Annotated in this window: 12 protein-coding genes; 4 read left to right on the plus strand and 8 right to left on the minus strand. The window is 46.1% G+C overall.

The annotated features are described in order from the left end of the window. Nucleotides 1-30: 30 nt before the first annotated feature. The 5 genes from HMPREF1254_RS07915 to HMPREF1254_RS07935 all read right to left on the minus strand — a co-directional run bounded on the left by HMPREF1254_RS07915 (nt 31) and on the right by HMPREF1254_RS07935 (nt 8,218). Nucleotides 31-924 carry a lipoprotein gene (locus HMPREF1254_RS07915; protein WP_023058139.1) on the minus strand — a complete coding sequence of 298 codons (894 nt, stop codon included), beginning with the start codon at nt 922-924 and terminating at the stop codon, nt 31-33. 19 nt (nt 925-943) lie between these two features. Then, nucleotides 944-2,440, minus strand: a complete 1,497-nt coding sequence (locus tag HMPREF1254_RS07920; protein WP_023058138.1) for a RagB/SusD family nutrient uptake outer membrane protein — start codon at nt 2,438-2,440, stop codon at nt 944-946. Between the two features lie 20 nt (nt 2,441-2,460). Continuing rightward, a complete protein-coding gene (locus HMPREF1254_RS07925; protein WP_023058148.1) occupies nt 2,461-5,754 on the minus strand; it encodes a SusC/RagA family TonB-linked outer membrane protein in 3,294 nt (1,097 codons plus the stop codon). 1,070 nt (nt 5,755-6,824) lie between these two features. After that, entirely contained in the window at nt 6,825-7,016 is a 192-nt protein-coding gene (locus HMPREF1254_RS07930; protein WP_023058123.1) for a hypothetical protein, read from the minus strand. A gap of 20 nt (nt 7,017-7,036) precedes the next feature. Then, the gene (locus HMPREF1254_RS07935) at nt 7,037-8,218 is read right to left on the minus strand and encodes a phosphoribosylaminoimidazolecarboxamide formyltransferase (protein ID WP_023058200.1); all 1,182 of its coding nucleotides are present in this window, start codon (nt 8,216-8,218) and stop codon (nt 7,037-7,039) included. Between the two features lie 247 nt (nt 8,219-8,465). On the opposite strand from HMPREF1254_RS07935, the gene HMPREF1254_RS07940 reads away from it, so the two are divergent. Further along, a complete protein-coding gene (locus tag HMPREF1254_RS07940; protein WP_023058142.1) occupies nt 8,466-8,774 on the plus strand; it encodes a hypothetical protein in 309 nt (102 codons plus the stop codon). 146 nt (nt 8,775-8,920) lie between these two features. Here the strand turns inward: HMPREF1254_RS07940 and rplS are convergent, their stop codons facing one another. After that, nucleotides 8,921-9,280 carry a 50S ribosomal protein L19 gene (gene rplS / locus HMPREF1254_RS07945; RefSeq protein ID WP_023058209.1) on the minus strand — a complete coding sequence of 120 codons (360 nt, stop codon included), beginning with the start codon at nt 9,278-9,280 and terminating at the stop codon, nt 8,921-8,923. Between the two features lie 376 nt (nt 9,281-9,656). On the opposite strand from rplS, the gene HMPREF1254_RS07950 reads away from it, so the two are divergent. Next, nucleotides 9,657-10,421 (plus strand): 5'-nucleotidase C-terminal domain-containing protein, encoded by a 765-nt coding sequence (locus HMPREF1254_RS07950; RefSeq protein WP_023058188.1) that lies wholly within the window; start codon nt 9,657-9,659, stop codon nt 10,419-10,421. 32 nt (nt 10,422-10,453) lie between these two features. After that, a complete protein-coding gene (locus HMPREF1254_RS07955; RefSeq protein WP_036879917.1) occupies nt 10,454-11,302 on the plus strand; it encodes a bifunctional metallophosphatase/5'-nucleotidase in 849 nt (282 codons plus the stop codon). A gap of 94 nt (nt 11,303-11,396) precedes the next feature. On the opposite strand, the gene porT is transcribed toward HMPREF1254_RS07955, so the two are convergent. Both porT and HMPREF1254_RS07965 read right to left on the minus strand, forming a co-directional pair. After that, entirely contained in the window at nt 11,397-12,143 is a 747-nt protein-coding gene (gene porT / locus HMPREF1254_RS07960) for a type IX secretion/gliding motility protein PorT/SprT (protein ID WP_023058219.1), read from the minus strand. Nucleotides 12,144-12,276: 133 nt separating this feature from the next. Then, nucleotides 12,277-12,474 carry a hypothetical protein gene (locus HMPREF1254_RS07965; protein ID WP_023058230.1) on the minus strand — a complete coding sequence of 66 codons (198 nt, stop codon included), beginning with the start codon at nt 12,472-12,474 and terminating at the stop codon, nt 12,277-12,279. Here HMPREF1254_RS07965 and HMPREF1254_RS07970 point away from each other — a divergent pair. Beyond that, on the plus strand, nt 12,466-14,613 hold the full coding sequence (locus HMPREF1254_RS07970) for a M3 family metallopeptidase (RefSeq protein ID WP_023058199.1): 2,148 nt from the start codon (nt 12,466-12,468) through the stop codon (nt 14,611-14,613). The two genes, HMPREF1254_RS07965 and HMPREF1254_RS07970, sit on opposite strands and share 9 nt — an antisense overlap. The last annotated feature ends 113 nt before the right edge of the window (nt 14,614-14,726 follow it).

The raw sequence follows: 14,726 nt of genomic DNA on the forward strand, positions 1-14,726 counted from the left end.
TGTGATTCTCGTACAACGAAGTGTGAGGAACTACCGTGCAGTTGCCATGTCGCCAATGCGCTGAAGGTCAACTTTGAAGTTGTTTTTAAAGTAGTTAATCACGACTTCGTACTTTTGTTTAACCTTTTGATGAGACAATAGTCCATCGGCTGTTTTCAACTTGCTGGCTGGCGTAGATACGATTGTTTGCAAATAGTCGTACCAATCTTCGCGCACACTGTTTTTATGTCGGTCGTCTATAAACCCCGCATCCAGACTTCCATCCACATCTGTACCGTAGGTAGATATGGCAGCAAACGCCTCTGGAATGGCTTCACGGAGGGCGCCTCTATTGATGGTAGGATAAATACGGCGCAACAACAATTTGCAAAGGTCGATGCGAAATTCGTCTTTCTCTTGTCGTGTCATCTTCTTAATAGTGCTATTTCCATGATTCACGGCAAAGAATTCGTATCCTTCAAACGCATTGACAGGCTTGTAATCGTCATGAGTTGGTTCTGTTGTATATCCACCTTCTAAATAATACAGCTCGCTGCAAAGCAGAATACGCAGCGGTAAATGTTTCTTCAAAAAGCTGCTTGGAAAGAGGTTCAAGAACTCTGTCTGCAACATTTTTACTTGCTCTCCCACATATTTCTCGTCAGGTAGCTGGTATAAATACCCTTCATCAGCCATTCGTTCTTTGCTCCACAGATAGTTTCTCGTCACGCCCCAATCGAATTCCGAGGGTTGGTATTTATAAAGAACCAATGTGCCTGTTTGCTTAAAGATGCGCTGAATGTCAGCATCATAAGGATGGTTGCCTTGCGGTAGGCGATGAGATTCGAAGGCGTTTTTCTGCTTTTGAATAGACGAAATGGGGTCTTCGTTGCCACAGCTGATGAGGAGAAAAGCTGTTAGTATGTATAAAAAAAAATGTTTCATCTTGTCAATTGTTTATCAATTAATCCAATTCCGGATTGCGTTGTCTTACTTCTAATGGAATGGGCAATACATATTTGCTGCTGTTTTGTTCCAGCTTGTAAGTTGTGGTTTGTCCACTCACGATGGAAAATTTGTGCTCTATGGCTGGCATTCCTTGTCGTTTTAAGTCAAACCAACGATGATCTTCAAAGCAGAGTTCACGTCTGCGTTCTTGCAGACAGAAGTCAATGAGCTCGTTCGCATCTGTGATGTTGATGGGTTGATAGGTACCTGTGAAACGAGATGCGCGTAAAGTGTTCAAGTCACTCAACGCGGCTTGTCTTAGTTTTTCATCCTTATTTTGTAAGTACAAGCGTGCGTTTGCTTCTGCCCGGTTGAGATATGCCTCGGCAACGCGCATTCCCTTGGTGGGATTTTGCGGCACTTTGTCGCTTTTACGTCCTACTAAGAGATGTTTCTCTGGCATGAAACCATTCATGGTAAGATAGCTGTAGAAGTAAGCTTCACGCCGGATGTCATTGGGCTCGTAAAGTGATTCCAAAGTTTTGCTAACCGTAAAAGCGGGCAATTTGCCGAAGTCGATGTGCGGATTGATACCTACAAAGAACGCATCATATTCGCCATTGATAGAATATCCCCATATCAATTCAGGACTGTCACTATTGTACACTCCCCCTTTTGCCATGTCGTACAACACGGTACCTTGCCAATCGTCGTATGTATAGTATTTGCTTAGCTGCCTTAGGGTAGGTTTTTGGGCGATTACGGCATTGCTGTAGCGTGCCGACTCAGCCCATTTGCCCTCATATAAGTAAAGGCGTGACAGCAAAAGGTCAACAAACAAGGGTGATACGGTGTAGACGCTGGCTTTATACTCACCGCAATTCTGCCACAGTTTTTGAGAGGTTAACAGGTCTTTTTCTATTTGTTGATAAACCTCTGCCACGGTGTTACGCTTAGGGAACTCATCTTTTACCGTCGATTTCAGTATTAATGGAACACCCAAAGCGTCATTCAATGCTGGGTTTGCTGTATTGTAAGCAGGCGCGAAAGTGTTGACAAGCAGGAAATAATAAAACGAACGAAGTGCCAAGGCCTCTGCCTCAATTTTTTGTTTAGCTAAGCCCGAGCCTGATACTTTTGGCAACTGATCAATCACAACGTTACAACCATTGATCCAATGATACAACTGTTGCCACGAATTGCTCCAGGGAATGTTGTTCTTTTGCATTTGCTCAAACATGTCATTAGCCCATGTAAATGCGGCTGCTCCTGCACGAAGAGCATCTTCTTGATTGGTGGCATCCGAATAATTGCTTTCAACATCGTCTGTCAACAGTTCCAGATATGAAAAAATAGGTGTGTGCGAAGCGTATCCATCGCCTAACAATAACTCTTCCAAGTCGGATGTTGTACTGGGTCGCACCTCGTCTTGACTGCTTTCAGACAAGAAGTCATTACAACTCGAAAGCAGCAATGCGATGCATGAAATGTATAAATAAATATGCTTTTTCATAAAACAATGTGTCTGATTTATTAAATTCCAATATTCAAAGTCACGCTATAAGTTGGCGTAATGGGCTGTGCGCCGGTCGCCACTTCGGGGTCGATGCCCTTGTAATCTTTGCTCACCACGATGAACGGATTGCTCACAGAACCGCTTATTGACAGATTATTGAGCGACATTCGTTGTATCAATTTCGTAGGAACCGTGTACGACAGCGAAATGTTGTTGCAGCGCATGAACGATGCGTTGACTACTCTTGCTGTAGAATAGTTGTACAAACGATGCGCATATTCGTTCGACCCATTCGGCAAGTATACCATGGGTATGTTATGATTAGGAATGGAAGGTATCTGCGTATGCAGCTCATCACCAGGTTTTTGCCAACGGTTCACCATTTCTTTAGACAGATTGCTGTAGGCCGATGGTGTGCTGTTGTTGAGATAATCTTCGCTGAACAAATCGGTTAAGAAGCGTTTTCCGCCTAACGCAATCGAAAAAGAAGAGGACAGAGTGATTGATTTCCAACGCAATACGGTAGACAAACCGCCCGAAATGTCGGGTTCTGTAGTACCTGCATATTTCATGTAAGAGGTAGCATCCAATTTGTCAGCACCCTCCTCAATGGTTGGAATGCGGAAAAGCGGATAACCACCTTGCGCATCTAAGCCTGCGAAATCCCAAGCCCAGAAAGCACCAACCGGATAACCTTCTTTGTGAATGGAACCACCTGAGGCAGCGCGCCAGTTCTGATTTTCGGCCATGGTCGACTTGATTTCGTTGAAGTTTTTCGCCGTGTTAACCGAGATGTTCCAAACCCAGTCTTTGGTTCTGATGGGCGTAAAGGTAGCCGTAAACTCAAATCCATAGTTATTCATGTTGCCCCCATTAATAGGCATGAACATCACGCCATATTCGTATGGTACGGCTTTCGAAACGATAAGGTCGGTTGTATGCTTGGAATAATACTCGGCACTGAAAGCAATTCGGTTTTTCCACACGCCAAAGTCTACCCCTAGGTTAATGCTCTTGGTTTTTTCCCAACGCAAATTATCATAAGGCAACGATTTTATTTTCAGGATATAACGGCCTGTTCGAAGATCAATAAAGTCGCGCCCACGTCCTAATTCTGCAATCAAATCGGGCCCATAGTTGCTTGCTACATTGCCTTGCCACCCGTACGAAGCGCGGAAATTAAAGTCGCTAATCCAACGAATGTCTTTTATCCATGGCTCGTTGATGATGTTCCAGCGGGCTCCAGCCGACCACACAGGCAAGAAACGGTTACGCTCATCTTGTCCGAAGCGGTTAGATGCGTCGGAACGAATGCTTGCCGAAAAGATGTAACGCTCATCAAAACTATACATACCCGTGGCAAACATACCTACCGTATTAATCTTACGATCGATGATAGCGTTGTTGAATTGATGGTAAAGATCGTTTTCTATCCAGCGTGAGGCATCCAGTGGGTCGATAACCTGACGTGGAGGAAAGATGATAGATTTACCTCTGTTGGGGAAGTAACCATACAACGTGGTGTTGTAGCCGTCGTACTTATTGCTTCTAATCTCGCTTCCAGCCATCAAACTCATGCGATGCACGTCACCGAAAATCTTGTTGTACGACAGTGTACCTCGTAAGGTATAATTGGTGTTACGATTCTCTGTGGTGTTGAGTTCGCCACCATGAGGCAGGCGAGATTTTTTATATTCCAGATCACCAGGCTCATACAGCCCAAATTCGTAACCACGTAGATTGGAAATAAAGAAACTCTGTTCGTCGGCGAACGATGAGCCCACCACGTTGGATAGATTATAGCCAAACAAGCCTTCAAACTGCAATCCCTGCAAGATAGTCCACCGTAAATTGGCAGATAATGCCACTGAATTTGTCGTATTGGTGTTGCCCGTACAATCCATCTCGTGCAAAATGTTGTACATACGTCGGTTGGCGTCCTGCGATTTCGCATAATAAAACAAACTTCCGTCTTCGTTATAGGCTGGGATGGCACGATTGATGGTAGACGCATATTGATAAGGATCTACCCTGAAAAAGCCGTTCGTCTTATTGGAAGCGGCGTTCAGTCGAATGCCCAAGTTGATTTTATCGCTCAAACGCGTGTCGACACTCACCGATGCACTGTAATTCTTCGCATCGTTACCAACAGATATACCATTGGTGAACGAACTGTTGATAGACGCATAATACTTAAAACGGTCGGTACCACCACTCAGACTAACGCTGTGATTGTGACTTACAGAGTGGCGAAACAACTCCTTAAACCAGTCGGTGTTGTTCATGCGAACCTTCTCAACTCCTTGTTGAAATTGTGCGTACGATATCTCTTTGCGCAAATATTGCCCCAGCAATCCTTCGTAGCCGATGCGCTCCAATGGTCGGTTGGCTTCGCTCACCAGTCCTCTTCTATAAATTTCTTCGGACACATCTACACGCTCAGAAGAGTTCATCAAGTTCATCTTACTATAATAGATGCGCGGCGCAACGGTCATGCCGCCGCTATAATTGACCGATACTCGGCCGGCTTTACCTTGTTTGGTAGTGATGACAATAACGCCGTTGGCTGCTTTCACCCCATACATCACTGTTGCCGCCGCATCTTTCAGCACCGATATGGTCATGATGTCGTTGGGACTCAGCCAAGAAATAGAATTTCCCACAAAATTCTTGATCATGTCAAAATTGTCTTGCGAGATGCTTCCTAAGGCATCTAAGTCGCGCGGCTTGAAAGGCAACGGATCTTCTTGTATGATGCCATCGACCACCCAGACAGGCTCTTGGTTGCCCAACAAGGTAGATGTACCACGCACGCGTACTTTCTGAGTCGTTCCTACCAATCCGCTGGTGTTTAACACACTGGTTCCCACAAGTTTGCCTTGTAGCATCTGCTCAATGCTTTTATGCCCATCGTAAAACAAATCTTCGCTTTTTACGGTGTTGGCAGAGCCAATCATCTCATTCTTTCTAATGCGTTGATAGCCCGTCACCACCACCTCATCAATAAGCTCTACCCCGTCTTCCATCAATACTTTCATTTCCTTCTCGCCCTTCCATGGAAGCAACAGGGGCTTCATGCTGGCGTAGGTAAACTGCAATTTTGGGGCGGCTACGTCGGTTTCCAACTTGAAACGTCCTTCCAAATCGGATTGTGTACCCTGCGAGGTTCCTTTGATAAAAATGGTTACTCCTGGCAATGGTTCTTTGTCGGTAGCCGACAACACAATGCCTTGGATAAGGTGCTTGCGTGCCCCATCGTTTGATTTCGCTTCGGTGGTGCGCAGCGAGTCTGTTGGAAATTCGCTTTTCATTGGAGCCGCAAACGCATGAAAGTTTATCGCAGCCATTGATCCTAATAAGCAACAAGTGATGACAGTACTTTTCACAACCCATGTGAAAAGTAACTGTTTTGCCGATTGATTATTTGTCATACATCATCAAAATTTAAAGACATTATCCTTTCTTTGTCTTTGTTATACTTCATTCGAATAACCCTAAAAACAATCTGGTATTCTTATTCAAGGTGCAAATATACTGAAAAATATTGTAATAAGTGTGGTTTTATGTTTCTTTTTTGCAACGTAAAGCACGTTTTATCTTTACGTTAGACGGATGGAGGGTGGGGTAGAACTGTAGAAAGAATGCCACTGTTTAATCCCCGTTGGTGCATTTTATCCCATTTCGGCAACGAGGGTAACGTTGCCCATTACGTTGTGATTTTTTACCAATTTTAGCCCCAAAAACGGCACCTGCAAATTGACAAAATAGAAAAAAATGATAGGCAAACAGGAAGCAAACAGACGATGATTTGGTAAGAAAAATCGCATTTTACACTAAAAATCTTGCTTTTTCTCCGTTAAAACCATCCTTTTGCTCGTTAATCTGTAATGTATTGCAGGTCAAAGTCATGTGAATTGGCCTCTTAAAGCAATGATATTGAAGCTAAAAGTAGTTGGATATCCCGCTCGTTCGATATGCGATGCGCGTAAAGTGTTGACTATTAGCGATATGCGAAAATCGTTTATCTTGGGCGTATTTGTGACCAGCGGCAGGGTTGTTTGTAAATTCGCCAAGCATGGAGAGGTGCGTTGTCAAGAAAAATTGTAGGACGGTAGTAGCCGAGTTTACAAGTTGACGAGTTCTTCAGTTTACGAGTTTACGAGTTTACAAGTTTACAAGTTGTTAGCTTCTTTAGTTTACAAGTTGACGAGTTGACGAGTTTACGAGTTGTTAGCTTCTGTGTTCATGACTGCTCATACAAAAGTCACGAGTTGACAAGTTCACGAGTTGTTGGGCAGTTAGCATCTTTGCTGATGTCCGCTAACTCCCATTAACTCCTGCTAATTCCCATTAACTCCCGTCAACTTCTGTTGCCTCTGAGCTATCTTTTCTTGTTCCTGTTGGCGCGCTGTTGGCGGTATTTGGCCTTTTGACGGGCCGACCCACTGCCATGTGCGCCAGTGATGTATTGCTTCTTTTTGGCTTTGGTCTTTACCTTTGCATCGTCCTTTTGCTCTTTCGGTGGTTTGCGAAACACCAAGCCATTCTCTAAAATATCGTCAAAATCGTTCATGTCTGTAGGTGTGATATCTGTTAATGATGGAACAGTCGTACGCCTGTCATGGCCATGGCGATACCATATTTATCGCATGTCTCAATCACATGGTCGTCGCGAATGGAGCCTCCGGCTTGGGCGATGTACGCTACACCGCTCTTGTGCGCGCGTTCAATGTTGTCACCAAAGGGGAAGAAGGCGTCGCTACCCAAGGCCACATCCTTGTTTTGGGCTATCCAGGCCTTCTTTTCATCTGCGGTGAACGGCTCCGGTTTGGTGGTGAAGAAGTGTTGCCAAGTGCCTTCGTGCAGCAAATCTTCGCATTCGTCACCAATGTACTGGTCAATGGTGTTGTCACGATCGGCACGGTGAATGTCCTCCTTGAAGGGCAAATTCATGACCTTTGGGCATTGGCGCAGCCACCATATGTCGGCCTTTTGCCCCGCCAGGCGTGTGCAATGGATGCGGCTCTGCTGTCCGGCACCGATGCCGATGGCCTGTCCGTCCTTCACATAGCATACGCTGTTGCTCTGAGTGTACTTGAGGATGATGAGGGCGATGATGAGATCGCGCTTGGCTTCATCGCTGAAGTGCTTGTTTTTGGTGGGGATATGCATGAAGAGCAAATCGTCATCAAGCTTGATGTCATTGCGTCCTTGCTCGAAGGTAATGCCGAAAATCTGTCGCCGTTCGATGGGTGCGGGAACGTAATTGGGGTCTATTTGGATGACATTATAAGTGCCTTTGCGCTTTTGTTTTAAGATGTCGAGTGCCTCAGGCGTGTAGTCGGGTGCGATAACGCCATCGCTCACCTCCCGCTTAATCAATGTGGCCGTGGCAGCATCGCAGGTGTCGCTCAGTGCTACAAAGTCGCCATACGAGCACATGCGGTCGGCTCCGCGTGCCCTGGCGTAGGCACATGCCAGCGGCGAAAGTTCCATCTTGGCGTCATCAACAAAGTAAATCCGCTTCAATGTGTCGCTCAAAGGAAGTCCGATGGCGGCTCCTGCCGGCGAAACATGCTTGAACGAGGCTGCCGATGGCAAACCGGTTGCGGCTTTTAACTCTTTCACCAGCTGCCAACTGTTCAGGGCATCGAGGAAATTGATGTAGCCTGGTCGGCCATTCAACTCTGTGATGGGTAACTCGCCTTCGTCCATATAAATGCGCGAAGGCTTTTGGTTGGGATTGCATCCGTACTTCAATGCTAATTCTTTCATGATGGAATCGTATTTTATTTTGTTACAAAGTTACGAATAATTATTTTGTTATGCTGTGTATATGTCTGTTTTTTACACCTTTGTCAACTATCTTACTTGATGGCAAAAAAATAAAGGTCAGCATGCAATTGCATTCGTATTTTTTCAGTACTTTTGTGTCGTGTTAACAATTGATGGGTTGAAAAGCACAAGTTTCAACAGGTCAATCGGTGGCAAGACATGTCAAAATAGGGATGTTCATCAGCGTATGTTACACGATTTAAAGCTCCTTCTGCAAGAAGTGGAGGCTACGATTGGTAAAAAGGTAACCCAATCTTCTGATTTTGAAAAGCTGGCCCAATTGTTTTCCAATCGTGGGTTAAGCATGACGGAGAGCGCGCTCAAGAGCGTGTGGAACCATGTCAGCATGAAAGAAAAGCCGTCCAAGGCTACATTGGACGTGCTGGCTTTGTTTGCCGGATTCCAGAGTTGGGACGATTTTAAGCAGGCTTTGCATGGTGAAAACAATGGTGATTTGGAGGGTGAAGACCATTCCAAACGCCTTCGTCATGGCTGAGACTGATAGGTTGATGACAGGGAAATGCGTCGTTTGCATCAGGTGGTAGATATATAAAAACAGGTGGTAGATATATAAAAAGAGGTTCAATGAGCGAAATCATTAAACCTCTTTTTATATGTTCTAAAGTCTGAAAAGACTGCGTGTTACTTGGTTGTAACCGTTCTTCTTTCCTGAATGCGAGCCCTCTTACCTGTAAGGCCACGCAGATAGTAAAGCTTAGCACGACGTACCTTACCGCGTTTGTTCACTTCGATAGAGTCGATGTTGGGTGACTCGATAGGGAAGATACGCTCAACGCCTACTGTACCAGACATCTTGCGAACGGTGAAACGCTTCTTGGTGCCATGTCCTGAAATCTTGATAACAACACCACGGTAGAGCTGAATACGCTGCTTGGCTCCCTCGACGATTTTGTAAGCGACAGTAATAGTATCTCCAGCTTTGAACTCTGGGAACTCCTTGCCGGTTGCAAATGCTTCTTCAGCAACTTTAATTAAATCCATTGTATTTGGTCATTAAATATTGTTTGTCGTTCCAACACAACATGGCAAGTAACTCTTCTACTGCCAGCGGTTATGCCGAAAAGCGGTGCAAAGTTACGACAAATATACCAAACTCGCAAGCATTATTGCTTTTTTGTGCATGATGGTGCATGGTTCTTGCTTTTTTTCCATTCGTCAGAACGCCTGCGTTCGTTGGTTTCGTCCCATGCAATTTGCTTCAATTATTTCATTTGTTGTTCAATTAATCCCTCAAAAGAAACGGCGTAGAATGGCGATATCGTAGAGGATGGGTGTTAAATTTTATTATAAGATTGTAAGCGAAACGGATAGATACGAATGCTTTAACTATCTTTGTACAATAAAAACAATATTTTGTATGATGCAAAAACGATTAGTAGGAGCGTGCATCGGCATGTGCATGGTGTGTGCGTCGTGCGTACATCAGTACCAACTCACGAGCGTTCAGCGCACGCGTATCGTGGTAGACCAGCGCTATGATGCCACGCATGATAAGGTTGTTGAGATGTTGATGCGACCTTATAAAGAAAATGTTGACAGCCTCATGGCACCGGTGGTGGGGCGAGTGGCTCGTGACATGAGTGTGAAACGACCAGAAAGCACGCTGTCAAACTTATTGTCTGACATCCTGGTATGGGGTGGAAAGAAAGCCAACGACGCACCCGATTTCGCCGTATATAATATGGGTGGCATCCGTGCGGCATTGGTCAAGGGCGACGTGACCATTGGCGACGTGGTGGATGTGGCGCCCTTTGAGAACAAACTTTGCCTGCTTACGCTCACGGGATCGCAAGTTCTTCAGCTCTTTGAGCAGATGGCAAGCGTGGGTGGTGAAGGCGTGAGTAAGGAGGTACGGTTGGTGATTACCAAAGATAGACGACTCAAATCGGCCTTGATTAACGGGCAGAAAATAAATCCAAACGCTAAATATCGCATCGCAACCTTGGACTATCTCGCACAGGGCAATGACAAACTCGTGGCCTTCAAGCACAAGACGGATGTGGTGTCGCCACAGGTTTACGAGAACAACGTGCGCTTCATCATCATGGACTACTTTAGACAACAGGCGGCAAAGCATGTGGAAGTAGACGCGAAGATAGAAGGAAGAATTGTCATAGAATAGATTTGACCATCAAAATGAAGGAGAAAAAACAAATGAAGAGATACCTGTTTGTAACCATGGCGTTGCTCATGATGGCCGTGATGCCAATGGCGGCGCAAGACAAAACCTTGACCATTCTGCACACCAACGACACACATAGTTGCATTTATCCCTTGAATCCCAATTTGGCCGACACGATGTTGGCAGACCGAGGTGGATTCATTCGCCGCATCGAGATGTTGAAGCAAGAGCGGAAGAAAGACCCCGATTTGTTGCTGTTCGATAGCGGTGACTTCAGTCAGGGTTCACCTTATTATACCCTTTACAAAGGCGAAGTGGAGGTGAAGCTGATGAACAGGATGGGCTATGATGCGGGTACGATTGGCAACCATGAGTTTGATTTCGGCATGGAAAACTTCGCTTTCATCCTCCGGAACCTGCGTTTTCCCATCGTCTGCACCAACTACGATTTTACGGGAACGCCTTGTGAAGGTCTGGTTAAGCCTTACTTAATCATCAAGCGCAAAGGCATTAAGATTGGTGTCTTCGGTCTTTCGCCGGCTTTAGATGGACTGGTTGATGCCCAGAAATGCAAGGGTGTGCGGTATTTAGACCCTGTGAAGACGGCGCACGACACGGCTCTGATGCTCAAGCGCGACAAAAAATGCGACCTGGTGATATGTATTTCTCACTTAGGATGGTTGGATGGCAGCCAAGGCGAAAAAGCCATGATTGCAGGGTCGCGGTATATCGACTTGGTCTTGGGTGGGCATTCGCACTCTTATTTCAAGACTCTGGAGTACGCAAAGAACCTGGATGGAAAAGAGATTCCTGTCGATCAGAACGGCAAACACGCGGTGTTTGTGGGTAAACTGAAACTCTCTTTCGTCAAGAAAAAATAAAGAAAAAGGCGCTGAAGCAGCGCCTTCAAGTCAGATAGCGGCTTGCAATCCGTGGCACTGATGATGTGCCGGAAGGGTTGTAAGCCGCTGTTTGTTATTCAAAATAGAAGGTGAGCACAATCATTTTGGACCGAGATCGATTCACGGATTTGGCATACGGAATCATGTTTTTATCCTTCAAACCGTCCGCATGCTTGGCATCGTAGCTGTTGGTCAGGCCAAACAAAAACTTCAATTCGGGTCTTAATTTGAAATAAGGTAGGTAGAAATCGCATCCCACCCCCACCTCTGCGAATGTTTCATATCGCTTCAAGGCAACGTATTGGTCACTGTTGCCGCTCAAATTCACCATGGGATTCACGCCTGCCATGAGGTAAGGACGATGGTTGTTGAAGCGAGGTGCGGCAAAAATCAAGTCGAGTGCGGTAGAAATGTACGCCGTCTTTATATCTTGTCGCTCTTCGATGGCCTGCCCATTCGCATCCTGTTTGTTGAAATTGTGAAACGTCAAGTGGCGATTACCGAAGTACATGGCAGGGGCGATGCGGAATTGAAAGTTGGTACTCAGTCTGAATTCGCCCAGCACGCCCACCGTTAAACCTGCGTCCCAGCGGTCTTGATCGGTCGTGATGAGTGCTTCGCTCGTCGAACCATCTTCGTGCGTGATGTGCTGTGTGCCAACGTTATTGAACTCAATGTCCTGAAAATGAGTGCCCAGCAGCACGCCGAAATGGAACGGGCGCAGGTCGGTATACGGCCGATTTTGCACCGTCCGGTCGGGCTGCGCATGAGCAACCATCGCGCACAGCGCCAGCAGCAGAATCTGAAAAACCTTCTTCATGATGTATCATTAACGCTATTTTTCGGCGGATATTGCCTTGGGTGCGCTGGGTTTTGACGATAAAAATGAAAACACAAAGTTCTTAATAGTTTTGAAAAAAGTGGCAATCTTACGCTTATCTCGAAAAATATGCTTATTTTTGTTGACAAGCCATCCCATCTAAAGAAAACTTGTTGAGCGTTTTGCACGGTTTTTTCATCTTCCAACAAGTTTTGTTGTGAGGACATGCGGGTGGATGGATGAATGAAAATCGTTGGATGAATGCCAGTCCATACACCAACACCATCAGTTCAGAAAGAATGTAACCAAAATCATAAAAACTATGTATCATTATTTTAGAAAATCTTTTTTAGGAATTACAATGTTATGCGCGGCCCTGTGTGCAACCACACTAACGGGCTGCACAGACAAGAAAGGAGCCGATTTGGACAACAACCCTTTGATGAAAGAGAGCACGCTACCTTTTGGCGCGCCTGATTTTAGTAAAATCAAAACCGAACATTTTTTGCCAGCGATGAAAGCTGGAATCGAACAACAGCGTGAGGCCATCAAGGCCATTGTGGATAACAAGGACTCGGCGACATTCGAGAACACCATTCTGGCTTACGAAAAGAGTGGCGTATTGCTCGACCGAGTAACCAGCATTTTCTATGGGCTTACCAGTGCAGACAAGACCCCTGAACTGGAGAAAGTAGAGAACGAGGCTGTGCCTTTGCTCACCGATTTCAACAACGAGATATCGTTCAACCAACCTTTCTTCGATCGAATCAAATATGTTTACGATCACGAACACGATAAGTTGCAAGGCGAAGACAAAAAGTTGTTGGAAGAAGTGTATAAGAATTTCGTGCGTTCTGGGGCTTTGTTGCCGGCAGATAAGAAAAAGCGCATGGAGGAAATCAACAACAAAATTGCCAAATTGCAGCAGGATTTTGGTAACATGTTGCCAAAAGCTACCAACGAAGCGGCCATTTGGGTGGACAAGGTTGAAGACCTGGCCGGACTGAGTGAGGCGGATATCGCACAGTGCAAGAAAGACGCTGAGAGCCGTGATGGCAAGGCGCCTTACTGCATCGTGATTACCAACACCACGCAACAGCCCATCTTGGCAAGCCTTGAAAACCGTGCGTTGCGCGAGCGTGTGTTCAATGCTTCCATTCATCGTGCCGACGGAACAGGAAAATTCAACACCTTCCCCATCATCGTTGAGATGGCAAAGCTGCGTGCTGAGAAGGCCGAACTGATGGGATTCAAGAATTATGCGGCCTACTCGCTGGACAATACCATGGCGAAAAATATGGACAATTTAAATGCTTTCCTCAAGCAGTTGATTGGTGCTTACACGCCAAAGGCCGATGAGGAAACGCGCGCCATCGAGGCGTATGCGCAGAAAACCATGGGAACTGATTTCAAATTGCAGCCTTACGACCGGTTCTATTATTCGGCTAAGATGAAGAAAGAGCAGTTCAACTTCTCGGAAGATGAGGTGAAACCCTATTTCAACCTCGACTCTGTACTGGTTAATGGCGTGTTCTTTGCCGCCAATAAGGCTTACGGACTTTCTTTCAAAGAGCGTACCGACCTGCCTACTTACCACAAGGACATGAAGGTGTTCGACGTGATGGACAAGGATGGCAAGCAGCTGGCATTGTTCTATGTTGACTATTTCCGCCGACCAACCAAGCGCGGTGGCGCATGGATGAGCTCGTTTGCCAAGCAGAGCAAGTTGCGCAACCAGCTGCCTATGATATATAATGTGTGCAACTTTGCCAAGGCTCCCGAGGGACAACCCACGTTGCTTACTTGGGATGAGGCAACCACCATGTTCCACGAGTTTGGCCATGCGCTGCACGGAATGCTCTCGAATTGTAAGTACAACACGTTGAGTGGAACGGCTGTGACGCGCGACTTCGTAGAGATGCCCTCACAGTTTAACGAGTCGTTTGCCGTCATTCCCGAAGTGTTCGCTAACTTCGCCAAGCATTATAAGACCCAAAAACCCATGCCGGAAGAGTTGAAACAGAAGATGCTCAACTCACTTCAATTCCATTCAGCATACGCCTTGGGCGAGAACCTGGCAGCCACCTGTCTGGATTTGGCTTGGCACAACATGGCTTCATCGCAAATTCCTGCGGCCGACAAGGCTGGCGAGTTTGAGACAAAGGCACTCCAAGGAATTGGACTGTACAACGTTCAGATTCCTCCACGCTATTCTACCTCGTACTTCAACCATGTGTGGGGCGGCGGCTATGCGGCTGGCTATTACAGCTATCTGTGGTCGGAGGTGCTCGCTGTTAACGTGGCCGACTACTTCAAGGCGCATGGCGCATTGAAACCAGAGGTAGGTCAGGCTTTCCGTGACAAGGTGCTCAGCCGAGGCAATACGGGCGACCTGATGCAGATGTTCTGCGACTTTACAGGCTTGAAGGCACCTGATGCCAAGGCCTTGTTGAAGGCTCGTGGACTTTGATAGACCTTCGTCTAAAGACTGATTAGAATTTTAATTAGAGCGTTACCTCATCTTGTTTTCCTAGCAGGTGGCCGATTTTTCAGGCCCATCGCTACTGCCAAGTGAAACAAGAT

Origin of the sequence: Prevotella sp. BV3P1 (genome assembly GCF_000479005.1) — a bacterium.
Taxonomy (GTDB): domain Bacteria; phylum Bacteroidota; class Bacteroidia; order Bacteroidales; family Bacteroidaceae; genus Prevotella.